The organism is Pseudomonas sp. TUM25319 (assembly GCF_056388475.1).
In genome coordinates, this window is sequence record NZ_CM150751.1 from 2048429 (window position 1) to 2072704 (window position 24276).

The following is a 24276-nucleotide window of genomic DNA, read 5'->3' on the forward strand; positions in this document are numbered from 1 at the left end:
TCGTGGGAATTTTCACTACAGCCGCGTCTTATTCCTCTATAGAAGAAGGGCCTGCCCTGCGCAGGCCCTTTCAGTTCAAGCACGCTGGCGCATATCAGTACTCAGCCTTCCCTTCCATATTGCTTCCCGAAGTCGAGTGTGATCAGGTAGCGCTCTTTGCCTGGCCCGTCTTCGTCCCTGAATTTTCGGACAAAGACAGTGACTTGATATTTATCCTCTGCTCGCCAGTAGTTTCTTCCAAGATTTCCTTCCCGGAGATGATTCCGCCATTCGCGGTTATCCTCAAACGCTGGATCCTCATCGGGCCATACCAAGCGCCATCCCTTGCTGCGCCATTGATCTTGCAGATCCAATAGCAGATCGAGCGTGTCATCCAGCAACAAGGGTTCAATTTGTGGCGACATGCGTACGCCGTGGACTTTCCCTTGGCTGTTGTAGCTGATGGTGAAAAAACGGGCAGGTGGGGTAATGAAACCATAGGTTGGATCGGCAAACTCAAACCGAGCGTCAGAGTGAGGTATTGAGAACCAGGGCTCCCCAGGAATTGCTGAGTTGATCCTGGCCGTTGAGCGTTGTCGCATATCTTCCCAGGGTTCATGCATCAGCAGGGAAATCACAGGGGCTTTGGCGGGGTAGGCGAGGGCTCCTATTGAAATCACAGCTACCAGGAGAAGAAACAATGTTGCTTTCTTAGCTCGGTTCAAGTGAGGCGTGCTCAAATCTCAACTCCTTTACCATTGGCGATGTTTCTTATCGATGCCTCGATTTTCGCTCGATCGACGCCTTTCAATAAACTGTCGAATTGCGCTGCGGCCCTGAGAACGAATTCCATGCGCTCATCTACGTTTGCCAGGTTGGCAAAGGGTCCTGAGTCGAACTCTATGGTTCGCCCGTCTGTCAGCCGCTGACATTGGCTGGCGAGAGTCAGTTCCACGGCTTGTGGGACTTTAGGGACAAGATTCGTAATGTATGAAAAGTGATTGCCTCTTAATAATATCTCTAGGACTAGATCGTCATACATTACAGGTTGTAGGATGTTGACCTGTTCATGTCGGGCAAGAAGCTTTACGCTCTCTGCAATATTCCCGTTTTCTATTTCCTGAAAAGCACCGTATATTTCGCCATGGTCATATCCAAGGTCTATTTTTTCAATGCCGAGAAGTCTCAGGACCGTGTTTTTCGGTTTGCTGATGATAGATCTTTTCTTAAGGCAGAAATGCATGGCATTCCACCCCCGCTTTTTGTAAAAGGCGTGAAGTGGAAATACATCAAGAAACAAGAGCGTATTCCCCATTGCAAGCCGCTCGTATACGTAATTGAGCTGATAGGCGATAGTTTTATTCGCCATTTTCTGCGCCTGATGGTAGGCAAGCTGGCGCTGATTCCACAGGTGATGCCGGATCCCGATCTGCAGGCTGCTTTCGGAGGAAACGTCCATTGACGGGACAGGGTTGTTTTCTCGAGACCGTAGATATTCTTCCTTCGCGCGCTCATCCACCTGATAGTGGCTGTAGACACCTGGTATCCCCTTGCGCTCGTTGGCTTGGAGCATCCGTTCTGCCGCCTTCTCTTCCTCGCTGAGCTTTTCGAGCAGGTCAGAGGCATGCAGCAGCCTGCATCCGACCTGCTTTGACGCAAACGCTGCCAGCCCCGCCCACTGAAAGCGATTGTCGTGCAGCCAAAGCCTGGCGTAGGCGGCATTGATGACCCTGTTGCGCTCTTTGGGATCTGCAATCAGTTGTCCACCGGGAGCGACAATGTCTTCGGCCTCCTTCTGGTAGGCCAGCCAGACCTCATTGCAGCCCAGGCAGTCAATTTCATAGATCGTGCCCCGCCCACCGTCGACCACGGTTTTCTTGCATTCCGAAATCGGCTTCTTGAGCTCGCCGATACAATACTTGTCACACTCATGCAGTTTGAATGCTTGCACTTTGACATCCTGAGATATTCAAAGCGCGTAAGGCTATTTCACTTGAAACCTAAGATTCAATGCGATTGGCGTTTTGTAAACATCAAGAAAATAATTAAATTGCTCTGTGTGTACTGATTCTGTCTTGAGATCAATGTTTGCTGGGGCTTGGCTTTAATAAATTGAATCTGGATATTTTTCTGTGCGGTTGTTGTGGCGTTATCTTCAGCGGTCTGTTGAATGTTTATCTGTGTTTTGATGGTATTTCCTACGTTCGATGTCTTGAATATCGACTTGATATAAAAAAAGGGCTTGCGCGATATCTCGCGCAAGCCCCTTTTTTATCGTTTCGCTATTACGCCAGCTTCGCCGCCTTCACTTCCGGGCGCGACATCAGGCTTACCACCACGAAACTCACCAGGCCGATCGCCAGGCTGTAGTAGATCGGGGTGTTCGCATCCATGCCGTCCTTGATCATGAACGCCAGGGCGGTGACGAAGCCCAGGGTCATGCTGGTGATGGCCGCACGGGTGGTGGCGCGTTTCCAGTAGATGGCGCCGATCAGCGGTACCAGCATGCCACCCACCAGCAGGTTGTAGGCCAGGGTCAGGGCGCTGATCACGTCTTCCACCACCAGGGCGATGGCCAGTACCACCAGGCCGGTCAGCAGGGTGAACAGGCGGTTGACCGCCAGGCTCGACTGCTTGCCACCACGCAGTTTCGGCAGCAGGTCTTCGGTCAGGACGGTGGACGCCGCCAGCAGGCCGGCACTGGCGGTGGACATCATCGCCGCCAGCGCAGCAGCGATCACCAGGCCGCGGATGCCGTCGGGCAGCGCGGATTTGACGATGGCGGCGAAGGCATTGTTGGCGTTGCCCAGGTCCGGCAGCAGCACGTGGGCGGCCATGCCGATCACCGCGCAGACCAGACCGTAGATCACGCAGTACACGCCTGCGGTGGTGCCGGCGTACTTGGCGACGTTTTCATCGCGGGCGGTGAATACGCGCTGCCAGATGTCCTGGCCAATCAGGATGCCGAAGAAGTAGATCAGGAAGTAGGTGATGATGGTGTCCCAGCCGATGGTGGTCAGGCTGAAGCTGGCCGCCGGCAGTTTCGCCACCAGCTCGTCCCAGCCGCCCACGCGGTACAGGCAGATCGGCAGCAGGATGAACATCAGGCCCACGGTCTTGATGATGAACTGGACAATGTCGGTCAGGGTCAGCGACCACATGCCGCCGATGGTCGAGTACACCACTACCACGCCACCGCCGAGCAGGATCGCCGCCCAGAACGGCAGGTCGAACAGCACCTGCAGTACGGTGCCGATGGCCAGGGTCGAGGTCACGCCGATCATCAGGGCGTAGGCCAGCATGATCACCGCACTGGCCTGGCGGGCCATCGGGTTGTAGCGTTTTTCCAGCACCTGGGTGACGGTGAAGATGCGCAGCCGCAGCAGCGGCTTGGCGAGGAACAGGTTGAGGGCGATGATGCCCAGGCCCAGCGCGGCGCACAGCCAGAAGCCGGAGATGCCGTGGACGTAGCCCAGTTTCACGGTGCCGACGGTGGACGCGCCGCCCAGTACCGTGGCCGCCATGGTGCCCATGTACAGGCTCGGGCCGAGGTTGCGGCCGGCCACCAGGTAGTCTTCATGGGTTTTCGCTTTGCGCATGCCGTACCAGCCGAGCAACAGCATCCCGGCGGCGTAGATCAGTACAACGAATATGTCCAAGGCCATGGGGTGTCTCCAATTATCTTTTTTATGTGAGATCGATCCCGCGCACGGCGGGCCGCCGCGGGTCTTTTCTTCGTAGTTGCGCGGCCCGTGGTTCAACGGGCCGCCGTCATGGCTCCTGCCGGATTGCTGTCCTTGCCTTGGCTGTTAGCGACGGGCAACGCCGGGCAGTACGCAGAGCATTTCGTAAAGCAGGTTGGCGCCGAGCAACGAGGTGTTGCCGGTGGTGTCGTAGGGCGGGGAGACTTCCACCAGGTCGCAGCCAATCAGGTCCAGGCCCTGGCAACCGCGGATGATTTCCATCGCCTGGATGGTGGTCAGGCCGCCGATTTCCGGGGTGCCGGTGCCAGGCGCCCAGGCCGGGTCGATGCCGTCGATGTCGAACGACAGGTACACCGGGCCGCCACCGACTTTCTCGCGTACCTCGGCCATCAGCGGTTCCAGCGACTTGTGCCAGCACTCTTCGGCCTGGACCACGCGGAAGCCCTGCTTGCGGCTCCAGTTGAAGTCCTCGGCGGTGTAGCCCTGGGCGCGCAGGCCGATCTGCACCACGCGGTCACAGTCCAGCAGGCCTTCTTCGACGGCGCGGCGGAAGGTGGTGCCGTGGGCGATCTTCTCGCCGAACATGTGGTCGTTGACGTCGGCGTGGGCGTCGATGTGGACCAGGCCGATCTTGCCGTGCTTCTTGTGCAGGGCGCGCAGGATCGGCAGGGTGATGGTGTGGTCGCCGCCCAGGGTCAGCGGGATCACGTTGTGTTCGACGATCTGGTCGTAGGCTTCTTCGATGATGCGCACGGCGTCGAGCAGGTTGAAGGTGTTGATCGCCACGTCACCGATGTCGGCGACCGACAGCGAGTCGAACGGCGCAGCGCCGGTGGCCATGTTGTACGGGCGGATCATTACCGATTCGGCGCGGATCTGGCGCGGGCCGAAACGGGTACCGGAACGCAGCGACGTGCCGATGTCCAGCGGCACGCCGATGAAGGCGGCGTCGAGGCCGGCAGGACTTTGCAGGTGCGGAAGGCGGAGCATGGTGGCGATGCCGCCGAAGCGCGGCATTTCGTTGCCGCCCAGTGGTTGGTGCAGAATCTTGTCCACGGTTTCGGGCCTCATCGATTCGATTGTTCTAGTTGTTGATATCTGTTCTCAACGCCGGCCAGCCAGCCGAAAATGCCCTGGAACAGTTGCAGTGCGGCGAAGTCTGCAAAAGGTAGTGCCGTAGAAGAATCGCTACAGGCAAATACTTAGTTCAGGTTTTTCTGAACTATTGCCCGAGGCAGGGTTAGACTGTCGCCATTTACCACCCGCGGACCTCCGTTTTCATGGCCTCGAACCTGCCCGATCTGAAGCTGCTGCGCATTTTCGCCAGCGTGGTGCGCCACCAGGGCTTCGCCAATGCCCAGCGCGACCTGAACCTCTCCACCTCGGCCATCAGCACCTACATGAGCCAACTGGAGTCGGCGCTCGGTATCGTCCTGTGCCACCGGGGGCGTGGCGGGTTCAGCCTGACCAGCAAGGGCGAGCTCTTTCACCAGGAGGCCCTGCGCCTGCTGGCCGAACTGGACGGGTTCGAACAGTACGCCGCCGCGCTCAAGGGCGAATTGCGCGGCACCCTCAACCTGGGGGTGATCGATTCCACTGTCGGTGATCGCGCCTTGCCTCTGGCCGAGGCCATCGGTGCCTACAGCCAGGAACATCCGGCGGTGCACCTGCACCTGTCGGTGTCCAGCCCTTACGAATTGCAGCTCGGTGTGCAGGACAACCGTCTCGACCTGGCGGTCGGTGCGTTTTCCACCCGGATGAGTGGTCTGGTCTATCAGCCGCTGTACCGCGAGCAGCACTGGTTGTATTGCAGCAATCGCCATCCGCTGTTCCAGGAGCGGCGCATCCCCGAGCAGGTCATCACCCAGCAGCGCATGGTCGGCCGTGGCTACTGGAGCCAGGCGGAGCTTGCCCGCCACGGCTTCAAGCACAGTGCGGCGACGGTGGAGAGCATGGAGGCGCAACTGATCCTGGTGCTGTCTGGCGCGTACATCGGTTACCTGCCCGAACACTACGCCCAGGCCTGGGTCGACAAGGGCGACCTACGGGTACTCTCGCCGGCGACCTTCGGCTATCAGGCGCCGTTCTCCATGATCATCCGTCGCGGGCGCAGCCGCGAGCCGCTGATCCAGACCTTCCGTGACCTGTTGCGGGCGCAATTGACGCCGAGTTGATATCACATGGCCAGCAATACTTTGTGCTTATGGTAAAAATACTGGCCTGATGCCCCCATCCAGTTGAATGCTCTGCTAGACCTTTTCTTGCTGTGATGAATTTTCCATCCATCTCATCAGCAGGGAACGCCCAAGATGCGCAATAACTTGCCCGTCACTGAGCAGGAACGAACTTTCCCCCAGGACCAGCGGCTGATCTCCACCACCGACCTGAGCAGCCGCATCACCTACTGCAACGATGCCTTCGTCGCCATCAGCGGATTTACCCGCGAAGAGCTGATCGGCCAGCCCCATAATCTGGTTCGCCATCCCGATATGCCCCCCGCGGTGTTCGCCCATATGTGGGAAACCATCAAGGAGGGAAAGCCGTGGATGGGCGTGGTCAAGAACCGCGCGAAAAACGGTGACTTCTACTGGGTCAGCGCTTACGTCACGGCGATCTACGAGGACGGGCGAATCAGCGGCTACGAGTCGGTGCGCTCGCTGCCCAGCCGCGACCAGGTGCAGCGGGCTTCGGCCTTGTACCAGCGCTTGCGTGCCGGACGCTCGCCCACCTCCTGGGCCGCGCGCAGCCTGGATGTGCTGGAGCACGGCTGGCCCTTGCTGGCGGCTGGCGCGGTGTCGGTGGCCGGCTACCTGAGCCTGCCGCAATACGCTGCCCTCGGTGTGCTGATGGCCAGCCTGCTGGGTGCCTGGTTCCTGCTGGAAAACCGCCAGAACCGGGTGATTCGCCAGACCCTGGCCGAGCACCCGAAGGCCTTCACCAGTCCGTTGGTGGCCCTGACCTACAGCCGCAACCTCGGGCTGCAAGGGCAACTGGACCTGGCCATGGTCAGCGAGGAGGCGCGATTGCAAACGGCGCTGACCCGCCTGGTGGACGCCGGGGTCAGTGTACGCAGCAGGGCTTCGCAGTCGTCCGATCTGTCCGACGCCCAGGCGCAGATGCTCGACCGCCAGCGCAGCGAGACCGATCAGTCGGCCACGGCCATCGCGCAGATGGCGGCGACCATCCAGCAAGTTACCCAGAACGTGCAGAACACTGCCCACGCCGCCTCCGACGCCGACGAACTGACGCGCCAGGGCAGCACCCTGGCGCAGCAGAGCCTGCAGGCGATGGGCAGCATGGCCGAGGCGGTGAGCGATATCGGCCAGGCGGTGAACGCACTGGCCGAGCAGACCCAATCCATCGGCAGTGTGGTGGATGTGATCACTTCGATCGCCGAGCAGACCAACCTGCTGGCCCTCAATGCCGCCATCGAGGCGGCGCGGGCCGGCGAGCAAGGGCGTGGTTTCGCCGTGGTGGCCGATGAGGTGCGCTCTCTGGCCCAACGCACCCGTGCTTCCACCGAGGAAATCCACCACATCATCGCTTCGCTGCGTGCCGGGGCCGACCGGGCGGTGGTCAGCGCCAACAAGGGCGAGCAGATCTCCCGCGACAGCGTGCACAGCGTCGAGGCGGTGCAGACGGCGCTGGCGGGGATCAGTGACGCGGTCAGCCGCATCACCGGCATGAGCCAGCAGATCGCCACGGCGTCCGAGCAGCAAAGCCATGTGGTGGAAGACATCAACCAGCAGATCGTGCGCATTGCCCAGTTGTGCGATCACAGTGCCGGCCAGGCCAAGCAGGGCGCGGAAATCAGCCTTGAACTGGAGCGCATGGCTGGCTACCTGCACGACCTGGCCGAACGCTTCAGCCGCTAGTTAATGCCCAGCCCACAGGGACGTGGGTTTTTTCCGGGACTGCTGTGGCAAAATTGACCGCCTCAGGAGAACCCAATGTCCAGAATCCAGTGCGAGCGCTGCCAGCGTCCGCAGTCCCGCTGCCTTTGTCCCTTGATCCCGTCCCTCGACAGCCGTACCCGCGTGGTATTGCTGCAGCATCCCGATGAAGTCCGTCATGCCCTCAATACGGCGCGTCTTGCCGCGCTCGGCTTGAGTCATGCTGAACTGCGGGTGGGGGAAGTGTTCGATGATCTGGCGGCGCTGATTGCCACGCCGGGGTATCGGGTCGGTTTGTTGTTTCCGGGCGAGCAGGCGCAGCCGTTGGTTGCCTATGCGGTCGATCCCGACGAGCGTCCCTGGTTGTTGATCGTGCCGGATGGCACCTGGCGCAAGGCGCGCAAGCTGCTGTACCTCAACCCGCTGCTGGACGCCTTGCCGCGGGTTACCCTGGCGAGCGTGCAACCCTCGCGCTACAGGTTGCGCAAGGCCCCGGAGGAAGGTGCGCTGTCCACCCTGGAGGCGGTGACCCAGGCATTGAATGCGCTGGAAGGGGCAGGGCGCTTCGACGAACTGCTCAGGCCGTTCGACGCGCTGATCGAGGGGCAGATCGAAGCGATGGGGCGGGAGACGTTCGAGCGCAATCATCTTCGCTGAGTGGGGTAGGTCTTGAGGGGCTGAACACCTGGGTCAGCATGAAGAGCACTAGGTGCCAGGCATCCGATCAGGTAATGGCGATCAGGCGCTAGCCGAGATTTTTCGGCGCTCTCAGGATCGAGCGCCGCCCGCGCGGCGCATCGCTGGCAAGGCCAGCTCCCACATTTGTTGCAACGTACCTATGTCGCTCAGGCCATGGTTGACCGCCTTGTTTTTACGACGCGATATTGAGGTGAGCCCAACAGCCTCCCCGCGATAGATCGTCAGGCACCAAAGGCTGACAACGCAACTCTTACAGGCCATGGCGCGTTGCAGCAAATGTGGGAGCTGGCGTTGCCAGCGATGCGCCGTGCGGACGGCGCTCGGTCTCAAGAGCGCTGAAGATCCCATGGCATGCGCCTGCAGCCTCAACGATAAGGCAATGGAGAGGTTCACCGCTCCCGCAACGCCTCCGTCCGCGCTTTCAACACCGGCTTCAACAGATAATCCAGCACGCTTTTCTCGCCGGTGATGATGTCCACCGTCGCCACCATCCCGGGGATGATCAGCAGCGGCTTGTTGTCGCCGCCCAGGTGGTTCTTGTCGGTGCGCACCTGGATCATGTAGAAGGCGTTGCCCTTGTCGTCGGTGACGGTGTCGGCGCCAATCAGTTCCAGTTTTGCCTTGAGCCCGCCGTAGATGGAGTAGTCGTAGGCGCTGAACTTGACCATCGCGCTCTGCCCCGGATGCAGGAAGGCGACATCCTGTGGCCGCACTTTGGCCTCGATCAGCAGGTTGTCTTCCAGCGGTACGATTTCCACCAGGTCGCTGCCGGGCTGGACCACGCCGCCGATAGTGTTGACCTTGAGCAGCTTGATGATGCCGTGCACCGGCGACACCACCGTGGTGCGGTTGACCCGGTCGTCGATGGCGACGCTGGTGGCGGTGATCTTCGACAGGTCGGTACGTTTCTCGTTGAGTTCCTTGGCGGCCTCGGAGCGGAAGCTGGCGTCGGCCTCCTCGATCTTGCTCTTGATCTCGGCCACCGCCGCCTCGGCCCGGGGAATCGCCAGGCTGGTGGCGTTCAGCGAGCCTCGGGCTTCCACGGCGCTGCGGCGCAGGCGAAGGATCTCAACCGGTGAAATCGCGCCGGTCTTCACCAGCGGGGTGGACATGTCCAGTTCCTGCTGCAAGAGCGCCAGGCCCGAGCGGTACTGTTCCACCTTGGAGCGGAACTCGGCCAGTTCCTGGTTCTTCTGCCGCAGTTGTTCGTTGAGGGTCTGCTTTTCGCTGCTCAGGCGCCGCTGGCGCGACTGGTACAACGCCAGTTCGTCCTCGGCCACTTGCGGCGCCTTGTTGCGCACTTCCTCGGAAAGCTGGAACGGCTTGCCTTCCGCTTCGGCGGAGAGCCGCTCGACCTGAGCGGTGAGGGCATAGCGGTCGGCCTCGCTCTCGCCCTTGTTGGAGCGGAAGCGGGTGTCGTCCAGGCGCAGCAGGGTGTCGCCCTTGTTCACCATCTGCCCTTCGCGAACGAAGATCTCGGTGACGATGCCGCCTTCGAGGTTCTGGATCACCTGCACCTTGCTCGACGGGATCGCCTTGCCTTCGCCGGTGGTCACTTCATCGAGCACCGCCAGCTTGGCCCAGACCAGGGCGATCAGCAGCAGCGCCGCCGCCAGCCACACGGTGAGCCGCGACAGCCGCGGCGAGTCCTGCAGGGTGGCGCTGGCCAGGTCCGGCAGGTATTCGCTTTCGGCGGTCTTGTTGAAACTGCGGAAATAGCTGCTGAGCGCGGACATGCCGTACCTCCCCCGGAACCTACGTTCTGTATGAAAAGTCTTGAGACGCCGGCCAGGCAAGGCGAAAACAGCCGAGGAAGCGGAGTTTACTGGAGTAAATGAGCATTCCGAGGCTGGTTTCAACGCGGCATGGCCAAGTATCAAGGCTTTTCATACAGAACCTAGAGTGCCTGGCCGATACGGCCCTTACGCAGGGCATCGATCACCGCATCCTTGGCGCCGTCGGCAACGACCTTGCCGTTGTCCAGCACCAGCAGCCGATCTACCAGGCTGAGCATCGAGGTGCGGTGGGTGACCAGCAGCAAGGTCTTGCCCTCGATCCAGCCGTGCAGGCGCTGGCGCAGTTGTTCTTCGCTGCTGTTGTCCATGTGACTGGTGGGCTCGTCGAGCACCACGATCGGCGGCTCCAGCAGCATCGCCCGGGCCAGCAGCACTGCCTGGCGCTGGCCGCCGGAGAGCAACTGGCCGCGCTCGCCCACCGGGCGGTCGAAGCCTCGCGGGTGTTGCCTGGCCAACTCGCTGACGCCGGTCAGCTCCGCCACTTCGAGCATGCGTGCGTCGCTGACGTAGCGAGCGCCCAGGGTCAGGTTGTCGCGCAGGCTGCCGGCCAGCAGCGGCAGGTCATGGGCGACGTAGCCCAGTTGCTGGCGCAGGTCGGCGATGTCCAGTTGGCGCAGGTCGAGGTTGTCCAGCAGGATCTGGCCTTCCTCCGGTTCGTGGAAGCCCATCACCAGCCGCGCCAGCGTGCTTTTGCCGGAGCCGCTGCGGCCGATGATGCCGATGCGCTCGCCGGGCTTGACCGCGAAATTCACCCCGTTCAGCGCCGGTGCGCTCTGGCCGGGGTAGCGGAAGCTGACCCGGCTGACTTCCAGTGCGCCCTGCAGGCGGGTGTTTTCCAGCGGCGGCTGGTCGGCACGACGCTCCTGGGGCAGGGCCATCAGCGCGTCGGTGCTGCGCATGGTGAGCTGGGCCTGCTGGTAGCGGGTGATCAGCCCGGCGATCTGTCCCAGCGGCGCCAGCACCCGGCTGCCGAGCATGTAGCTGGCCACCAGGGCGCCGACGCTGAGGTTGCCGGCGATGATGCTGTAGACCCCGGCAACAATGGTGGCCATGCCGCAGAACTGCTGGATGAACAGCGTGCCGTTGGTGGCCAGGGCCGAGAGTTTGCGGGCGTGCACGTCCAGTTGGGTGAGGGCGCCGTGGGTGCTTTCCCATTGGTACTGGCGCTCGCTTTCGGCACCACAGGCCTTGAGGGTTTCCAGGCCGCCGAGGGTTTCGATCAGCAGCGCCTGGCGCACCGCGCCCAGGCTCAGGCTTTTCTGCACGGTGTCGCGCAGGCGGATCTGGATGAGCAGGGCGAAGACGATGGTCAGCGGGAAGGCGATCAGCGGGATGATCACCAGCCAGCCGCCGAGCAGGCCGATCACCGCCAGCATCAGCACCACGAAAGGCAGGTCGATGACGCTGGTGAGGGTGACTGCGGTGAGGAATTCGCGCAGGCCCTGGAAGTCGTGGATGCTCTGAGCGAAGCCGCCGATGGTGGCCGGGCGGGCCTTCATCGACATGCCGGTGATGCGCTCGAACAGGGTCGCCGAGAGGATCATGTCGGTCTTCTTGCCGGCCTGGTCCAGCAGATTCGCACGCACCACCCGCAGGGTCAGTTCGAACAGGGTTCCGAGCAGCAGCCCGATGGCCAGCACCCACAGGGTCGACGTGGCCTGGTTGGGCACCACGCGGTCGTAGGTCTGCATGACGAACAGCGGCATCATCAGGCCCAGCAGATTGATCAGCAGGCTCGCCAGCAGGGCGTCGCTGTAGAGCCAGCGGGACTGCTTGAGGGTGTCGTGGAACCAGGCGTGGACCCTTGGCACCAGCGGGCTGCGCAGGTCTTCCAGCTCGTGCCGGGGGCGGGCGAACAGCACCTGGCCGGAGTAGGCCTCGGCCAGTTCCTCGCGGCTGACCCACTGCTCGCCGCCGTCGGCTTCGCAGGGCAGGATCAGCGCCTGGTCCGGGTCTTTCCAGCGTCGCAGCACCGCGCAGCGGCCGTCCTTGAACAGCAGCAGCACCGGTAGGTTGAGGGCGGAAATCGCGCTCAACTCGCGGCGCAGCACCCGCGCCTGCAGTCCGGCGCGGGCTGCCGCCCGGGGCAGCAGGTCGAGGCTCAGCCGCTGTTGCGGCAAGGGCAGGCCGCTGCACAGGCTGGCACGGCTGGCGGTGCAGCCGTGCAGCTTGCAGAGAATCAACAGCCCATCGAGTAACGGATCATCGAAACTCTGGCGGTGGTCCGCCGAGCTTGCCGGTTGCATGCTGGTCACAATGGCCTGCTCCTGTGAGAGGCGGCGGAAACACTCAGCGCATTTCAGGTAACCGTGCGTCGGTTCTCACCTCGCTCTGGGCGACGGCTTCCGGCGGCAGCGAGATCTTCTGCTTCATCAGCAACTCGCCCATGTTGGCCAGCAACCGATAGCGGGAGAACTCCTCGATGTAGCGCACCTCGGTGTAGCGGCGGTTGGCGTTGTACAGTTCGTTCTCGCTGTCCAGCACGTCCAGCAGGGTGCGCTGGCCAAGACCGAACTGGTCCTGGTAGGCGGCCCGTACGCGGGTGGTGGTTTCAGCGTACTGGCGTGCCGACGGCGTCTGCTTGATCGCGTTCTGCATGGCGTTCCACGACAGCGACAGGTCCTCGTTGAGGGTGCGCAGGGCGTTGTTGCGGATGTCCATGGCCTGGTTGATCTTGTGCGCATCCGATTGCAGGCGGGCCTTGTCGCTGCCACCGCGGAACAGGTTGTAGGTCATGACCACGCCGGCATGCCAGTCGGTATTGGCGTGGCCTGGCTCGCCGCCGAGGTTGTTGTTGGCGGCGGTGGACAGTTCGGCGTCCAGACGCGGATAGAACGGCGACTTGGCCACTTCATACTGCTGCTCGGCGGCCTGGATGTCGGCCTGGGCCGATTTCAGGTACGGGTTGTTTTCCAGCATGTCCTGGCGGGCCTGGTTCAGGCTCTCGGGCACTTCACCGCGGATCGACGGCGGGGCTTCCAGTTCGTCCGGCATGCGTCCGATGACACTGAAGAAGTTGGCCTCGGCATCGGCCAGGTCGACCTCGGCGGTGTACAGGTTGTTTTCTGCAAGCGCCCGGCGAGCGGTGGACTGGTCGAGGTCGGCGGTGCTGCCAACACCGCGCTCGCTACGCAGGCCGATCTGGTCGTTCACCCGCAGGTGCGCCTGCAGGTTGTTCTTGGCCAGGGTCACCAGTTCGCGGCGCTTGAGCACCTCCAGGTACACCTCGATGGCGCGCAGGGCGATGGTCTGCGAGGTGGCCTGCAGGTAATAGGCACGGGAGTTCACCACGGCCTGGGTGCGGGCCACCTCATTGGAGGTGTTGAAACCGTCGAACAGCATCTGACGCAGACGCAGCTCGGACTGTGTGTAGGTCAGGGTTTCCTTGTTGTGGTTGCGCGTGCCGTCGGTATTCAGGCCGCGGGTGTTGAGGTTGTCGGAGCGCTCGCGTCCGTAGCCGGCCACCAGATCGACGCTGGGGTAGTAGCCGCCGCGGGCGAATTTCACATCTTCGTCGGCCGACAGCCGACTGTTGATTCCTGCCTTGGCCTCCGGGTGGTAATCCACGGCGCTCTGCACTGCTTCCTGCAAAGACATTGCCTGGGCATTGGCACAGGCGATGGCCAGTAAGACTGCACTGGTGATGGGGGTCAAAACGCGCATGGGGTACTTCTCCCTAAGGTCCATTTTCTGATACTGTTTCGCCAAAAAACTGACGAATATTTGAGTTCAAACCGTTTCAGGCTTGTAACAACAGAGCTAAGAACATTTGCACGCAAAGCTAAGAAGAAATTTTCATAAGGGTTATGCGAAAAAAAACTTATGCGGTCTAAGAAATCCAGCACATTGTTTAACCCGTACGCCACGTATATCGGGCGCTGAGGCGCTTTTTTACTGGCGCCAGAAAGTTTTCAGATGTTTTTTCGACATAGGGCGAGGAAGGAGTGGAGAGAACGGCACCCCGTTAAAAAATGGCGACAGAAAATTGGCGTTAAGCCGATTGCCATTCGGTGGTGTCCTTTCGCTTCCAGAGGTTGGCCAGAACGGTGGATTTCTCCCGAGATCCAGCCGTCCTGGACAGTCGCGGGGACTTCGAATCGGGCGCTGTCGTATCCGGCCCGCTGAGCGAGACGCCACGCACTTTCCTGCAAGAGAGCTAGGGCAGCGGAGGAGTGGGTACATGGCTAAGGCAATCGGTGTAGTCAGCAAGGTGATCGGTGAAGTGTTCGCGGTGGCTGCCGATGGCGCCCGGCGAGTGCTCAGGGAAGGCGACCGGGTATTTGCCGGGGAGCAACTGGAAACCGGAGCGACGGGAGCCGTGGCGATTCACCTGGCCAATGGCGGTGAACTGACCTTGGGCCGCGAGAGCAGCCTGACCCTTTCCGACAATCTGCTGCACAACCACGCTGCCCATGTGCAGGCGCCGGACATCGTCACCCCGAGCGAGGCTCAACTGACTGACGTCGAACGGCTTCAGCAAGCCATCGCCGCCGGCGCCGACCCGACCCAGGACGCCGAGGCCACGGCGGCCGGCCCCGGTAACGGCGCGCCCGGTGCGCTGGGGGGCGGCCACAGCTTCGTGCTGCTGACCGAGGTGGGCGGCCATGTCGATCCGGTCATCGGCTTCCCCACGGCGGGCTTCAATTTCCTGGGCGAGCTGCCGGAACTGCGGGTCGGCGACCTGATCCACGACGAGTTGCCCCTGCCGGTGAACAACACGATCAGCCTCGAAGGCCTGGCGGTGGAGGGCGGCGAGATCACCGTCAACGAAGCCAATCTGCCCCAGGGCTCGGCAAGCAACCCTGGAGCCTTGACACAGGGCGGCACCTTTACCGTGGTCGCGCCTGATGGTGTGTTCAACCTCAATGTCGGCGGCCTGAATGTGCTGACTGGCGGCGTGGTCACTGGCGTAGGGCAATCCATCACCACCGGCGCCGGCAATGTCCTGACCATCACCGGCTACGACCCGGCCAGCGGCACCGTCAGCTACAGCTACACCCTGACCACTGCCGGCCCTTCGCTGGGCGAAAGCATTCCTGTCACGGCCAGTGACAGCAATGGCGATGTCACCAGCGGCAGCCTCGATGTCACCATCGTCGACGATGTACCGCGGGCGGTGGACGATACCAATGCCTCGGTCGCTACCGAAGCCTCGACCGTGCTGACCGGCAACGTGCTGCCCAACGATATCCAGGGTGCGGACCGTACTCCCAATCCGATCATCCCGGGCACCTTCACCGGCACCTACGGCACCCTGGTGCTGGCGTCCGATGGCTCCTACACCTACACCCTGAACCCGTCGGATCCGGACTTCATCAATCTCCATGGTGGCGGGCATGGCACCGAGACTTTCACCTACACCCTGACCGATGCCGACGGCGACACCAGCACCGCGAACCTGGTGCTGAACATCACCAACCTCGACGATCCGGTGGTGATCGGCGGGGTTGGCACCAATGCCGGGGCGATCAGCGTTTTCGAAAAAAACCTGAGCACCGGCAGCAGCCCGGATGCGGCGGCGCTGACCCAGACCGGCAGCTTCACCGTCAGCGCGGCCGATGGCCTGCAAACCTTGAGCGTTGGTGGCATCAACGTCATCGCCGGTGGTGTTGCGGCAGGTTTCCCGCAAACCGTGACCACGCCGTTAGGCAATACGCTGACGGTGACCGGCTACAACCCGAGCACCGGTGTGGTGACCTACAGCTACACCCTGGTGGAAAGCGAGACGCACCCGGCCGGAAATGGTGCCAACAGCCTGACGGAAAGTTTCACCGTGGTCGCCACCGACACCGATGGCAGCACCAGCAGTGGCAACCTCAGCGTCGTCATCGTCGACGACCAGCCGACAGCGGTGAACGACACCAATGCCTCGGTGGCCACCGAGGCCGCCACCGTGCTGACCGGCAATGTGCTGCCCAATGACATCCAGGGCGCCGATCGCACGGCCACGCCGATCGTGCCAGGCACCTTCACCGGCACCTACGGCACCCTCGTACTGGCTGCGGATGGGTCGTACACCTACACCCTGAACCCGTCAGATCCGGACTTCTTCAATCTGCACGGCGGCGGCAGTGGTACCGAAACCTTCACCTACACCCTGACCGATGCCGACGGCGATACCAGTACCGCCAACCTGGTATTGAACATCACCAACCTCAATGACCCGGTGACCCTGGGCGGCCTCGACAACGCCGGTGGCGAGTTGTCGGTATTCGAGAAGAACCTGAGCACCGGCAGCAGCCCGGATGCGGCAGCGCTCACCCAGGTCGGAACCTTCACCGTGAGCGCGCCGGACGGCCTGCAGACGCTGAGCGTGGGCGGCATCAATGTGATTTCCGGTGGTGTTGCGGCCGGCTTCCCGCAATCCACCACCACCTTGCTCGGCAACACCCTGACCGTCACCGGTTACAACCCGAGCACTGGTGTCGTGAGCTACAGCTATACCCTGCTGGGCAGCGAGACCCATGGCAACGCGGGCGGTATCAATAATCTGACCGAGAGCTTCAGCGTCATTGCTACCGACACCGATGGCAGCACCAGCAGTGGCAGCATCGACGTGAACATCGTCGACGATGTGCCGACCGCGGTGGCGGATACCAACGCCTCGGTGGCCACTGAAGCCGCCACTGTGCTGACTGGCAATGTTCTGACCAACGATGTTCAGGGCGCGGACCGCGTGACCGGGCCGATCACCGCCGGAACTTTCACTGGCACCTACGGCACCCTCGTACTGACTGCCGACGGGTCGTACACCTATACCCTGAATCCGTCAGACCCGGACTTCTTCAATCTGCATGGTGGGGGAACCGGGACTGAGACGTTCACTTACACCCTGACCGATGCGGATGGCGATACCAGCACCGCCAACCTGGTGCTGGATATCAAGAACCTGAACGATCCGGTAACGTTGACCGGGTTGGACAAAGAGGGTGGTGAGCTTTCCGTCTATGAGAAAAACCTGGGGGATGGCAGCAGTCCTGATACTGGAGCGCTGACTCAGACCGGGACCTTTACTGTGTCGGCACCCGATGGTCTGCAGACCTTGAGCGTGGGCGGCATCAATGTAATCAGCGGCGGCGTGGCGGCCACTTTCCCGCAAACAGCCACGACTCCTTTGGGCAATACGCTGACGGTCACCGGGTACAACCCGAGTACCGGTGTGGTGACCTATAGCTACACCTTGCTGGATAACGAGGCGCATCCGAACGCCGCAGGCATCAACAGCCTGACGGAGAGTTTCACGGTGACGGCCACCGACACGGATGGCAGCACCAGCAGCGGCAGCCTGGACGTGAACATTGTCGACGACGTACCGACAGCGGTGGCTGACACCAATGCCTCGGTAGCGACTGAGGCTGCCACTGTGCTGACCGGCAATGTTCTGACCAACGATGTTCAGGGCGCTGACCGGGTGACCGGTCCGATCACTGCGGGTACCTTCACCGGCACCTACGGTACCCTCGTACTGGCCGCAGACGGCTCGTATACCTACACCCTGAATCCGTCAGACCCGGACTTCTTCAACCTGCATGGTGGTGGTACGGGAACCGAAACCTTCACCTACACCCTGACCGACGCGGATGGCGATACCAGCACCGCCAACCTGGTGCTGGATATCAAGAACCTGAACGATCCGGTGACGTTGACCGGGTTGGACAAGGAGGGTGGTGAGCTTTCCGTCTACGAGAAAAACCTGGGGGATGGCAGCAGCCCTGATACTGGAGCGCTGACTCAGACCGGGACCTTTACTGTGTCGGCACCCGATGGTCTGCAGACCTTGAGCGTGGGCGGCATCAATGTAATCAGCGGCGGCGTGGCGGCCACTTTCCCGCAAACAGCCACGACTCCTTTGGGCAATACGCTGACGGTCACCGGGTACAACCCGAGCACCGGTGTGGTGACCTATAGCTACACCTTGCTGGATAACGAGGCGCATCCGAATGCTGGTGGCATCAATAACTTGACCGAGAGTTTCACGGTTACGGCGACTGACACGGACGGCAGCACTATCAGCGGCAGCCTGGACGTCAACATCGTCGATGACGTGCCGACGGCGGTGGCTGATACCAATGCCTCGGTAGCGACTGAAGCCGCCACTGTGCTGACCGGTAACGTCCTGACCAACGATGTTCAGGGCGCCGACCGGGTGACCGGGCCGATCACTGCGGGCACCTTCACTGGCACCTACGGCACCCTCGTACTGGCGGCAGATGGCTCGTACACCTATACCCTGAATCCGTCAGACCCGGACTTCTTCAATCTACACGGTGGCGGAACTGGGACCGAGACCTTCACTTACACCCTGACCGATGCCGACGGCGATACCAGCACGGCGAACCTGGTTCTGGATATCAAGAACCTTGATGACTCGATCACCCTCAATGGTCTTGATACTGCCGGTGGGGAGCTGTCGGTTTATGAGAAAAACCTGAGCGACGGCAGCAGCCCGAACACGCCAGCGCTGACGCAAACCGGCACCTTTACCGTGACTGCGCCGGATGGCCTGCAAACCCTCAGCGTGGGCGGTATCAACGTGGTTAGCGGCGGTGTGGCGGCTACTTTCCCACAAACGGCGACGACCCCGTTGGGCAATACGTTGACTGTCACCGGCTACAACGCCAGTACCGGGGTGGTCACCTACAGCTACACCTTGCTGGACAACGAAGCGCATCCGAATGCCGGTGGTATCAACAGCCTGACCGAGAGTTTCACGGTTACGGCGACTGACACGGACGGCAGCACCAGCAGTGGCAGCCTGGACGTCAACATCGTCGATGACGTGCCGACGGCGGTGGCTGATACCAATGCCTCGGTAGCGACTGAAGCCGCCACTGTGCTGACCGGTAACGTCCTGACCAACGATGTTCAGGGCGCCGACCGGGTGACCGGGCCGATCACTGCGGGCACCTTCACTGGCACCTACGGCACCCTCGTACTGGCGGCAGATGGCTCGTACACCTATACCCTGAATCCGTCAGACCCGGACTTCTTCAATCTGCACGGTGGCGGAACTGGGACCGAGACCTTCACTTACACCCTGACCGATGCCGACGGCGATACCAGCACTGCCAACCTGGTGCTGGATATCAAGAACCTGAACGATCCAGTCACCCTCGGCGGCCTGGACCAGGCGGGTGGTGAACTGAGCGTCTACGAGAAGAACCTGAGCGATGGTAGTAGCCCGAACACGCCGGCGCTGACGCAGACCGGCACCTTCACTGTGACCGCACCGGACGGTCTGCAAACCCTCAGCGTGGGCGGCATCAACGTGGTTAGCGGCGGCGTGGCAGCGACTTTCCCGCAAACAGCCACGACCCCTCTGGGCAACACCTTGACCGTGACCGGCTACAACCCGAGCACCGGCGTGGTGAGCTACAGCTACACCTTGCTGGACAACGAAGCGCATCCGAACGCAGGCGGTGTCAACAACCTGACCGAGAGCTTCACGGTTACGGCCACTGATACAGACGGCAGCACCAGCAGCGGTAGCCTGGACGTGAACATCGTCGATGACGTGCCGACAGCAGTCGCTGATACGAACGCAACAACGGCTACCGAGGCTCAACTGACGCTGACCGGCAATGTTCTGACCAACGATGTTCAGGGCGCCGACCGGGTGACCGGGCCGATCACTGCGGGCACCTTCACTGGCACCTACGGCACCCTCGTACTGGCGGCAGATGGCTCGTACACCTATACCCTGAATCCGTCAGACCCGGACTTCTTCAACCTGCACGGTGGCGGAGCTGGGACCGAGACGTTCACTTACACCCTGACCGACGCGGATGGCGATACCAGCACCGCCAACCTGGTGCTGGATATCAAGAACCTGAACGATCCGGTGACGTTGACCGGGTTGGACAAGGAGGGTGGTGAGCTTTCCGTCTACGAGAAAAACCTGGGGGATGGCAGCAGCCCTGATACACCGGCGCTGACGCAAACCGGTACCTTCACCGTGACTGCACCGGATGGCCTGCAAACCCTTAGCGTGGGCGGTATCAACGTCATCAGCGGCGGCGTTGCGGCCACTTTCCCGCAAACAGCCACGACCCCTCTGGGCAACACCTTGACCGTGACCGGCTACAACCCGAGCACTGGTGTGGTGACCTACAGCTACACCTTGCTGGACAACGAAGCCCACCCGAACGCAGGCGGTGTCAACAACCTGACCGAAAGCTTCACGGTTACGGCCACTGATACGGACGGCAGCACCAGCAGCGGCAGCCTGGACGTGAACATCGTCGATGATGTGCCAACAGCGGTCGCTGATACGAACGCAACAACGGCCATCGAGGCTCAACTGACGCTGACCGGCAATGTTCTGACCAACGATGTTCAGGGCGCGGACCGCGTGACCGGTCCGATCACTGCGGGTACCTTCACCGGCACCTACGGCACCCTCGTACTGGCGGCAGATGGTTCCTACACCTACACCCTCAACCCGTCAGACCCGGACTTCATCAACCTGCACGGCGGCGGCACAGGTACTGAAACCTTCACCTATACCCTGAAGGACGCTGACGGCGACACCAGCACCGCCAACCTAGTGCTGAACATCAAGAACCTCAATGACCCGGTGACCCTCAACGGGTTCAATGTCGCGGGCGGCGAACTGACGGTCTACGAGAAGAACCTGAGCGACGGCAGCAGCCCGAACACGCCGGCCCTAACACAAACCGGCACCTTCACTGTGAGCGCGCCAGATGGCCTGCAGACGCTCAGCGTGGGCGGTATCAATGTGGTCAGCGGCGGCGTGGCGGCGACCTTCCCGCAAACAGCGACGACTCCGTTGGGCAATACGCTGACCGTCACCGGCTATAACCCGAGCACTGGCGTGGTGACCTACAGCTACACCCTGCTGGACAACGAAGCCCACCCGAACGCCGGTGGCATCAACAGCCTGACCGAGAGCTTCACCGTCTCTGCAACCGACGCCGATGGCAGCAACACCACGGGCAGTCTGGACGTGAATATCGTCGACGATGTGCCCACCGCGCGTCCGGACAGCTTGTCGGTCATCGAGGGCGGCACGATCAACGGCAATGTGCTGAGCAACGACACCAAGGGCGCCGATGACCCCGGCAGCAACGCGGTGGTGGGCGTACGCGCCGGTGCCAATACCTCGACCTCGGCAATCGGCTCGCTCAATACCAACGTTGTCGGCACCTACGGCACCCTGACCCTGGATGCCGCTGGCAACGCGGTGTATCACGCCAACCCGAACTCGGTGGCACCGGCGGGGGCACAGGATGTCTTCACCTACACCATCCGCGATGCCGATGGCGATGAAAGCACCACGACACTCACCGTCAATGTGCAGGATTGCTCGCTGGTTGCCGGTCAGGATCAGGACATCACGGTGTATGAAAAAGCGCTGGATCTGATCAAGGATGGTCAGGACCTGGCAGTGGGCACGGTGATCGGCAGCGATCCGACCGCGACCAGTGAAACGGGCAGTGGGACCCTGGTCGGTTCGGTGTCGGGTGGCTCTGGCGCTATTACCTACACCTTGGTGGGCAGCACCACGGGCTCCTACGGCCAGATCCAGCTGAATGCCGACGGTTCCTACAAATACACGCTGACCTCGGCGCCAAAAACACCGGGCGGCGCCAACGATGGCGCGAATGTGATGACCGAGTCCTTCACCTACAAGGCGACGGACGCGTTGGGCAACTTCACCACCAGCACCCTCCAGATCAATATCGTCGATGACGTGCCCCAGGCGGTGGGGGCGACCCGCTCGTCCACGCCGGGCCAGGTGGATACCAACCTGCTGCTGGTGATCGACGTCTCGGGCAGTATGAACGACGCCTCCGGCGTGGGCAGTCTCACTCGCCTGCAACTGTCGAAGCAGGCCATCTCGGCGCTGCTCGACAAGTACGACGACCTGGGCGATGTACGGGTGCAGATCGTCACCTTCTCCAGCGGCGCCACCGCGCAATCGGCGGTGTGGGTCACGGTCGACCAGGCCAAGAGCATCGTTGCCGGCCTCACCGCCGGCGGTTCGACCTACTACGATTCGGCCACCGCGACGGCGCAGTCGTCCTGGGTCACGTCCGGAAAACTGGTTGGGGCACAGAACATCACTTACTTCCTGTCCGACGGCGAACCTACGTCTGGTCACGCCATTTCCGGCACCCGGGAAACCACCTGGACGACCTTCCTCGACAACAACGAGATCAAGTCCTACGCCATTGGCCTGGGAAGCGGCGTCAACGCCGGCAACCTCAACCCGCTGGCCTACGACGGCAGCACCCATACCGACACCAACTCCACCGTGGTCACCGACCTCAACCAACTGGACTCGGTCCTGTCTGGCACGGTACAGGGCGCGCCGATCACCGGCAGCCTGATGAGCGGCGGCACGTTCGGTGCCGACGGCGGCTTCATCAAGTCGCTGGTCATCGATGGCACTACCTACACCTACGATCCGAAAGGCAACGCCAACCAGGGTTCCTACGCCGCCAGTGGTGGCACCGACCGCGGCATGTTCGACACGGTGACCAACAGCATCACGGTCAAGACGGTGATCGGTGGCTCGATCGTGGTAGACATGGACACCGGGGAATTCACCTACACGCCGCCGAAGGACAGCGGTGCCAACAAGCTGGAGAGCATCGGTTTCGTGGTCAGTGACAACGACGGCGACCTGAGCAGTGCCACCCTCGCGGTCAATGTCTATACCAACGCCGCGCCAGTGGCCGGGGCTGACCACGTCATCACCAACATCCTCTCGTCCAGCATCACCGTGCCGGCCGAGGCGCTGCTGGCCAATGACACCGATGCCAACAACGACCGCCTGACGGCCTCGCCGATCACCTTCAACACCGGTTGGGCAGCCAAGGGCGCAGACTTCACCGTGGGCAGCAGCACGCCGACGGTGGTGTTCAATGGCACCGGCAATACCACGGCCAACCAGCTCAAGGACATTGCCCGCAGCAGCTTCACCGGCACTTCCGGCTCGATGACGGCGGCGGTGCTCGTCAGTGGCTACCTGGGTGCAGTGTCGTCCTCCAATGCCAACGATGAAGACACGATCACTGTGACGCTGAAGCAGGGCGAGAGCCTCAAGCTCGATCACGACCGCCCTGTCGGCAACGTTCTGATGGAATGGAAAGACGACACCGGCAGCTACCAGACCATCGCCGATGGCAATTCCTTCGTCGCCAGCCACGACGGGGTCTACAGCATCCATGTGGTCAACCTCACCAACAGCAGCGGTGGTGGCAGCGCCAACAACGCCGAGAACTACCAGCTGACCATGACCATCGACTACTCCGGGGCGGCCAACTCCACCCCGCAGTACAACGGCAGCTACTCCGTCACCGATGGACATGGCGGCACGACGACCGGGGCTGTGGACATCAACTACCAGGACAGCTCGACCCTTACCGGCACCGTCAACGCCGATGTCCTGCTCGGTGGTAGCGGTAACGACACGCTCAATGGCGGCGATGGCAATGATGTGCTGGTCGGTGGAGACGGCAACGACTCGCTCTACGGCGGCAATGGCAATGATCTGCTGATCGGCGGCAACGGCAACGACCTGCTCGATGGCGGCGCCGGCATCGACACGGCGAGCTACGCCAGTGCTGCCAGTGCCGTGACCGTCAACCTGAGCATCGCCGGGCAGCAGAACACCGTGGGCGCGGGGCTGGATACGCTGGTCTCGATCGAAAACCTGATCGGCTCGGACTACAACGACACCCTTACCGGCGACGGTAACGCCAACCGGCTGGAGGGCGGGCTGGGCAATGACATCCTCAATGGCGGTGGTGGCGACGATGTGCTGATCGGCGGGCGCGGGGACGACACCCTCACCGGTGGCCCCGGTGCCGACACCTTCCTCTGGCAGCAGGGCGACACTGGGCACGACGTGGTGACCGACTTCACGCCAGGCACCGACCATCTGGACCTGTCGCAATTGTTGCAAGGCGAGAACACCACGGCCGCTTCGCTGGACGATTACCTGCACTTCAAGGTGACCGGCAGTGGTGCCACGCTGGTTTCGACCATCGAGATCAGCGCGGTGGCGGGCGCGGCACCGACCCAGACCATCGATCTGGCCGGGGTGGACCTGGCGCAGCACTACGGGGTGACGGCTGGCGCCGGTGGCGTGATTGCGGCGGGGGCGGACACTGCGACCATCATCAACGGCATGATCAATGACCACTCGCTGAAGGTCGATACGGTTTAAGGGCGGGG

At 61.9% G+C, this 24276-nt stretch carries 10 protein-coding genes and 2 pseudogenes; 5 read left to right on the forward strand and 7 right to left on the reverse strand.

Features of this window, described 5'->3' with window-relative positions; translation table 11 throughout:
• Positions 1-101: 101 nt before the first annotated feature.
• The 4 genes from AC05QJ_RS09715 to speB all read right to left on the reverse strand — a co-directional run bounded on the left by AC05QJ_RS09715 (position 102) and on the right by speB (position 4739).
• Positions 102-719, reverse strand: a complete 618-nt coding sequence (locus AC05QJ_RS09715) for a hypothetical protein (RefSeq protein WP_476746655.1) — start codon at positions 717-719, stop codon at positions 102-104.
• Positions 716-1930 carry a DUF2515 family protein gene (locus AC05QJ_RS09720; protein ID WP_476746656.1) on the reverse strand — a complete coding sequence of 405 codons (1215 nt, stop codon included), beginning with the start codon at positions 1928-1930 and terminating at the stop codon, positions 716-718. Before AC05QJ_RS09720 ends, AC05QJ_RS09715 begins: the two co-directional genes overlap by 4 nt.
• Before the next feature lie 334 nt (positions 1931-2264).
• The gene (locus AC05QJ_RS09725; RefSeq protein WP_476746657.1) at positions 2265-3644 is read right to left on the reverse strand and encodes a sodium:solute symporter family protein; all 1380 of its coding nucleotides are present in this window, start codon (positions 3642-3644) and stop codon (positions 2265-2267) included.
• A 144-nt stretch (positions 3645-3788) separates the two neighbouring features.
• On the reverse strand, positions 3789-4739 hold the full coding sequence (gene speB / locus AC05QJ_RS09730) for an agmatinase (protein WP_330075670.1): 951 nt from the start codon (positions 4737-4739) through the stop codon (positions 3789-3791).
• Between the two features lie 224 nt (positions 4740-4963).
• On the opposite strand from speB, the gene AC05QJ_RS09735 reads away from it, so the two are divergent.
• The 4 genes and pseudogenes from AC05QJ_RS09735 (at position 4964) to AC05QJ_RS09750 (ending at position 8233) form a co-directional block, all read left to right on the forward strand.
• Entirely contained in the window at positions 4964-5857 is an 894-nt protein-coding gene (locus tag AC05QJ_RS09735) for a LysR family transcriptional regulator (protein WP_476746658.1), read from the forward strand.
• A 135-nt stretch (positions 5858-5992) separates the two neighbouring features.
• Positions 5993-6274, forward strand: a pseudogene (locus AC05QJ_RS09740) (PAS domain-containing protein); the annotation flags it as partial.
• Positions 6275-6583: 309 nt separating this feature from the next.
• Positions 6584-7558, forward strand: a pseudogene (locus AC05QJ_RS09745) (methyl-accepting chemotaxis protein); the annotation flags it as partial.
• A gap of 75 nt (positions 7559-7633) precedes the next feature.
• Positions 7634-8233 carry a tRNA-uridine aminocarboxypropyltransferase gene (locus AC05QJ_RS09750; RefSeq protein WP_476746659.1) on the forward strand — a complete coding sequence of 200 codons (600 nt, stop codon included), beginning with the start codon at positions 7634-7636 and terminating at the stop codon, positions 8231-8233.
• Between the two features lie 431 nt (positions 8234-8664).
• Here the strand turns inward: AC05QJ_RS09750 and AC05QJ_RS09755 are convergent, their stop codons facing one another.
• The 3 genes from AC05QJ_RS09755 to AC05QJ_RS09765 all read right to left on the reverse strand — a co-directional run bounded on the left by AC05QJ_RS09755 (position 8665) and on the right by AC05QJ_RS09765 (position 13734).
• On the reverse strand, positions 8665-10011 hold the full coding sequence (locus AC05QJ_RS09755) for an HlyD family type I secretion periplasmic adaptor subunit (protein WP_476746660.1): 1347 nt from the start codon (positions 10009-10011) through the stop codon (positions 8665-8667).
• A gap of 161 nt (positions 10012-10172) precedes the next feature.
• Positions 10173-12317, reverse strand: a complete 2145-nt coding sequence (locus AC05QJ_RS09760; protein ID WP_476747902.1) for a type I secretion system permease/ATPase — start codon at positions 12315-12317, stop codon at positions 10173-10175.
• 43 nt (positions 12318-12360) lie between these two features.
• Positions 12361-13734 carry a TolC family outer membrane protein gene (locus AC05QJ_RS09765; RefSeq protein ID WP_476746661.1) on the reverse strand — a complete coding sequence of 458 codons (1374 nt, stop codon included), beginning with the start codon at positions 13732-13734 and terminating at the stop codon, positions 12361-12363.
• Between the two features lie 517 nt (positions 13735-14251).
• On the opposite strand from AC05QJ_RS09765, the gene AC05QJ_RS09770 reads away from it, so the two are divergent.
• Positions 14252-24268, forward strand: coding sequence for a retention module-containing protein (locus AC05QJ_RS09770; protein WP_476746662.1), 10017 nt, complete (start codon positions 14252-14254; stop codon positions 24266-24268).
• Positions 24269-24276: the final 8 nt, after the last annotated feature.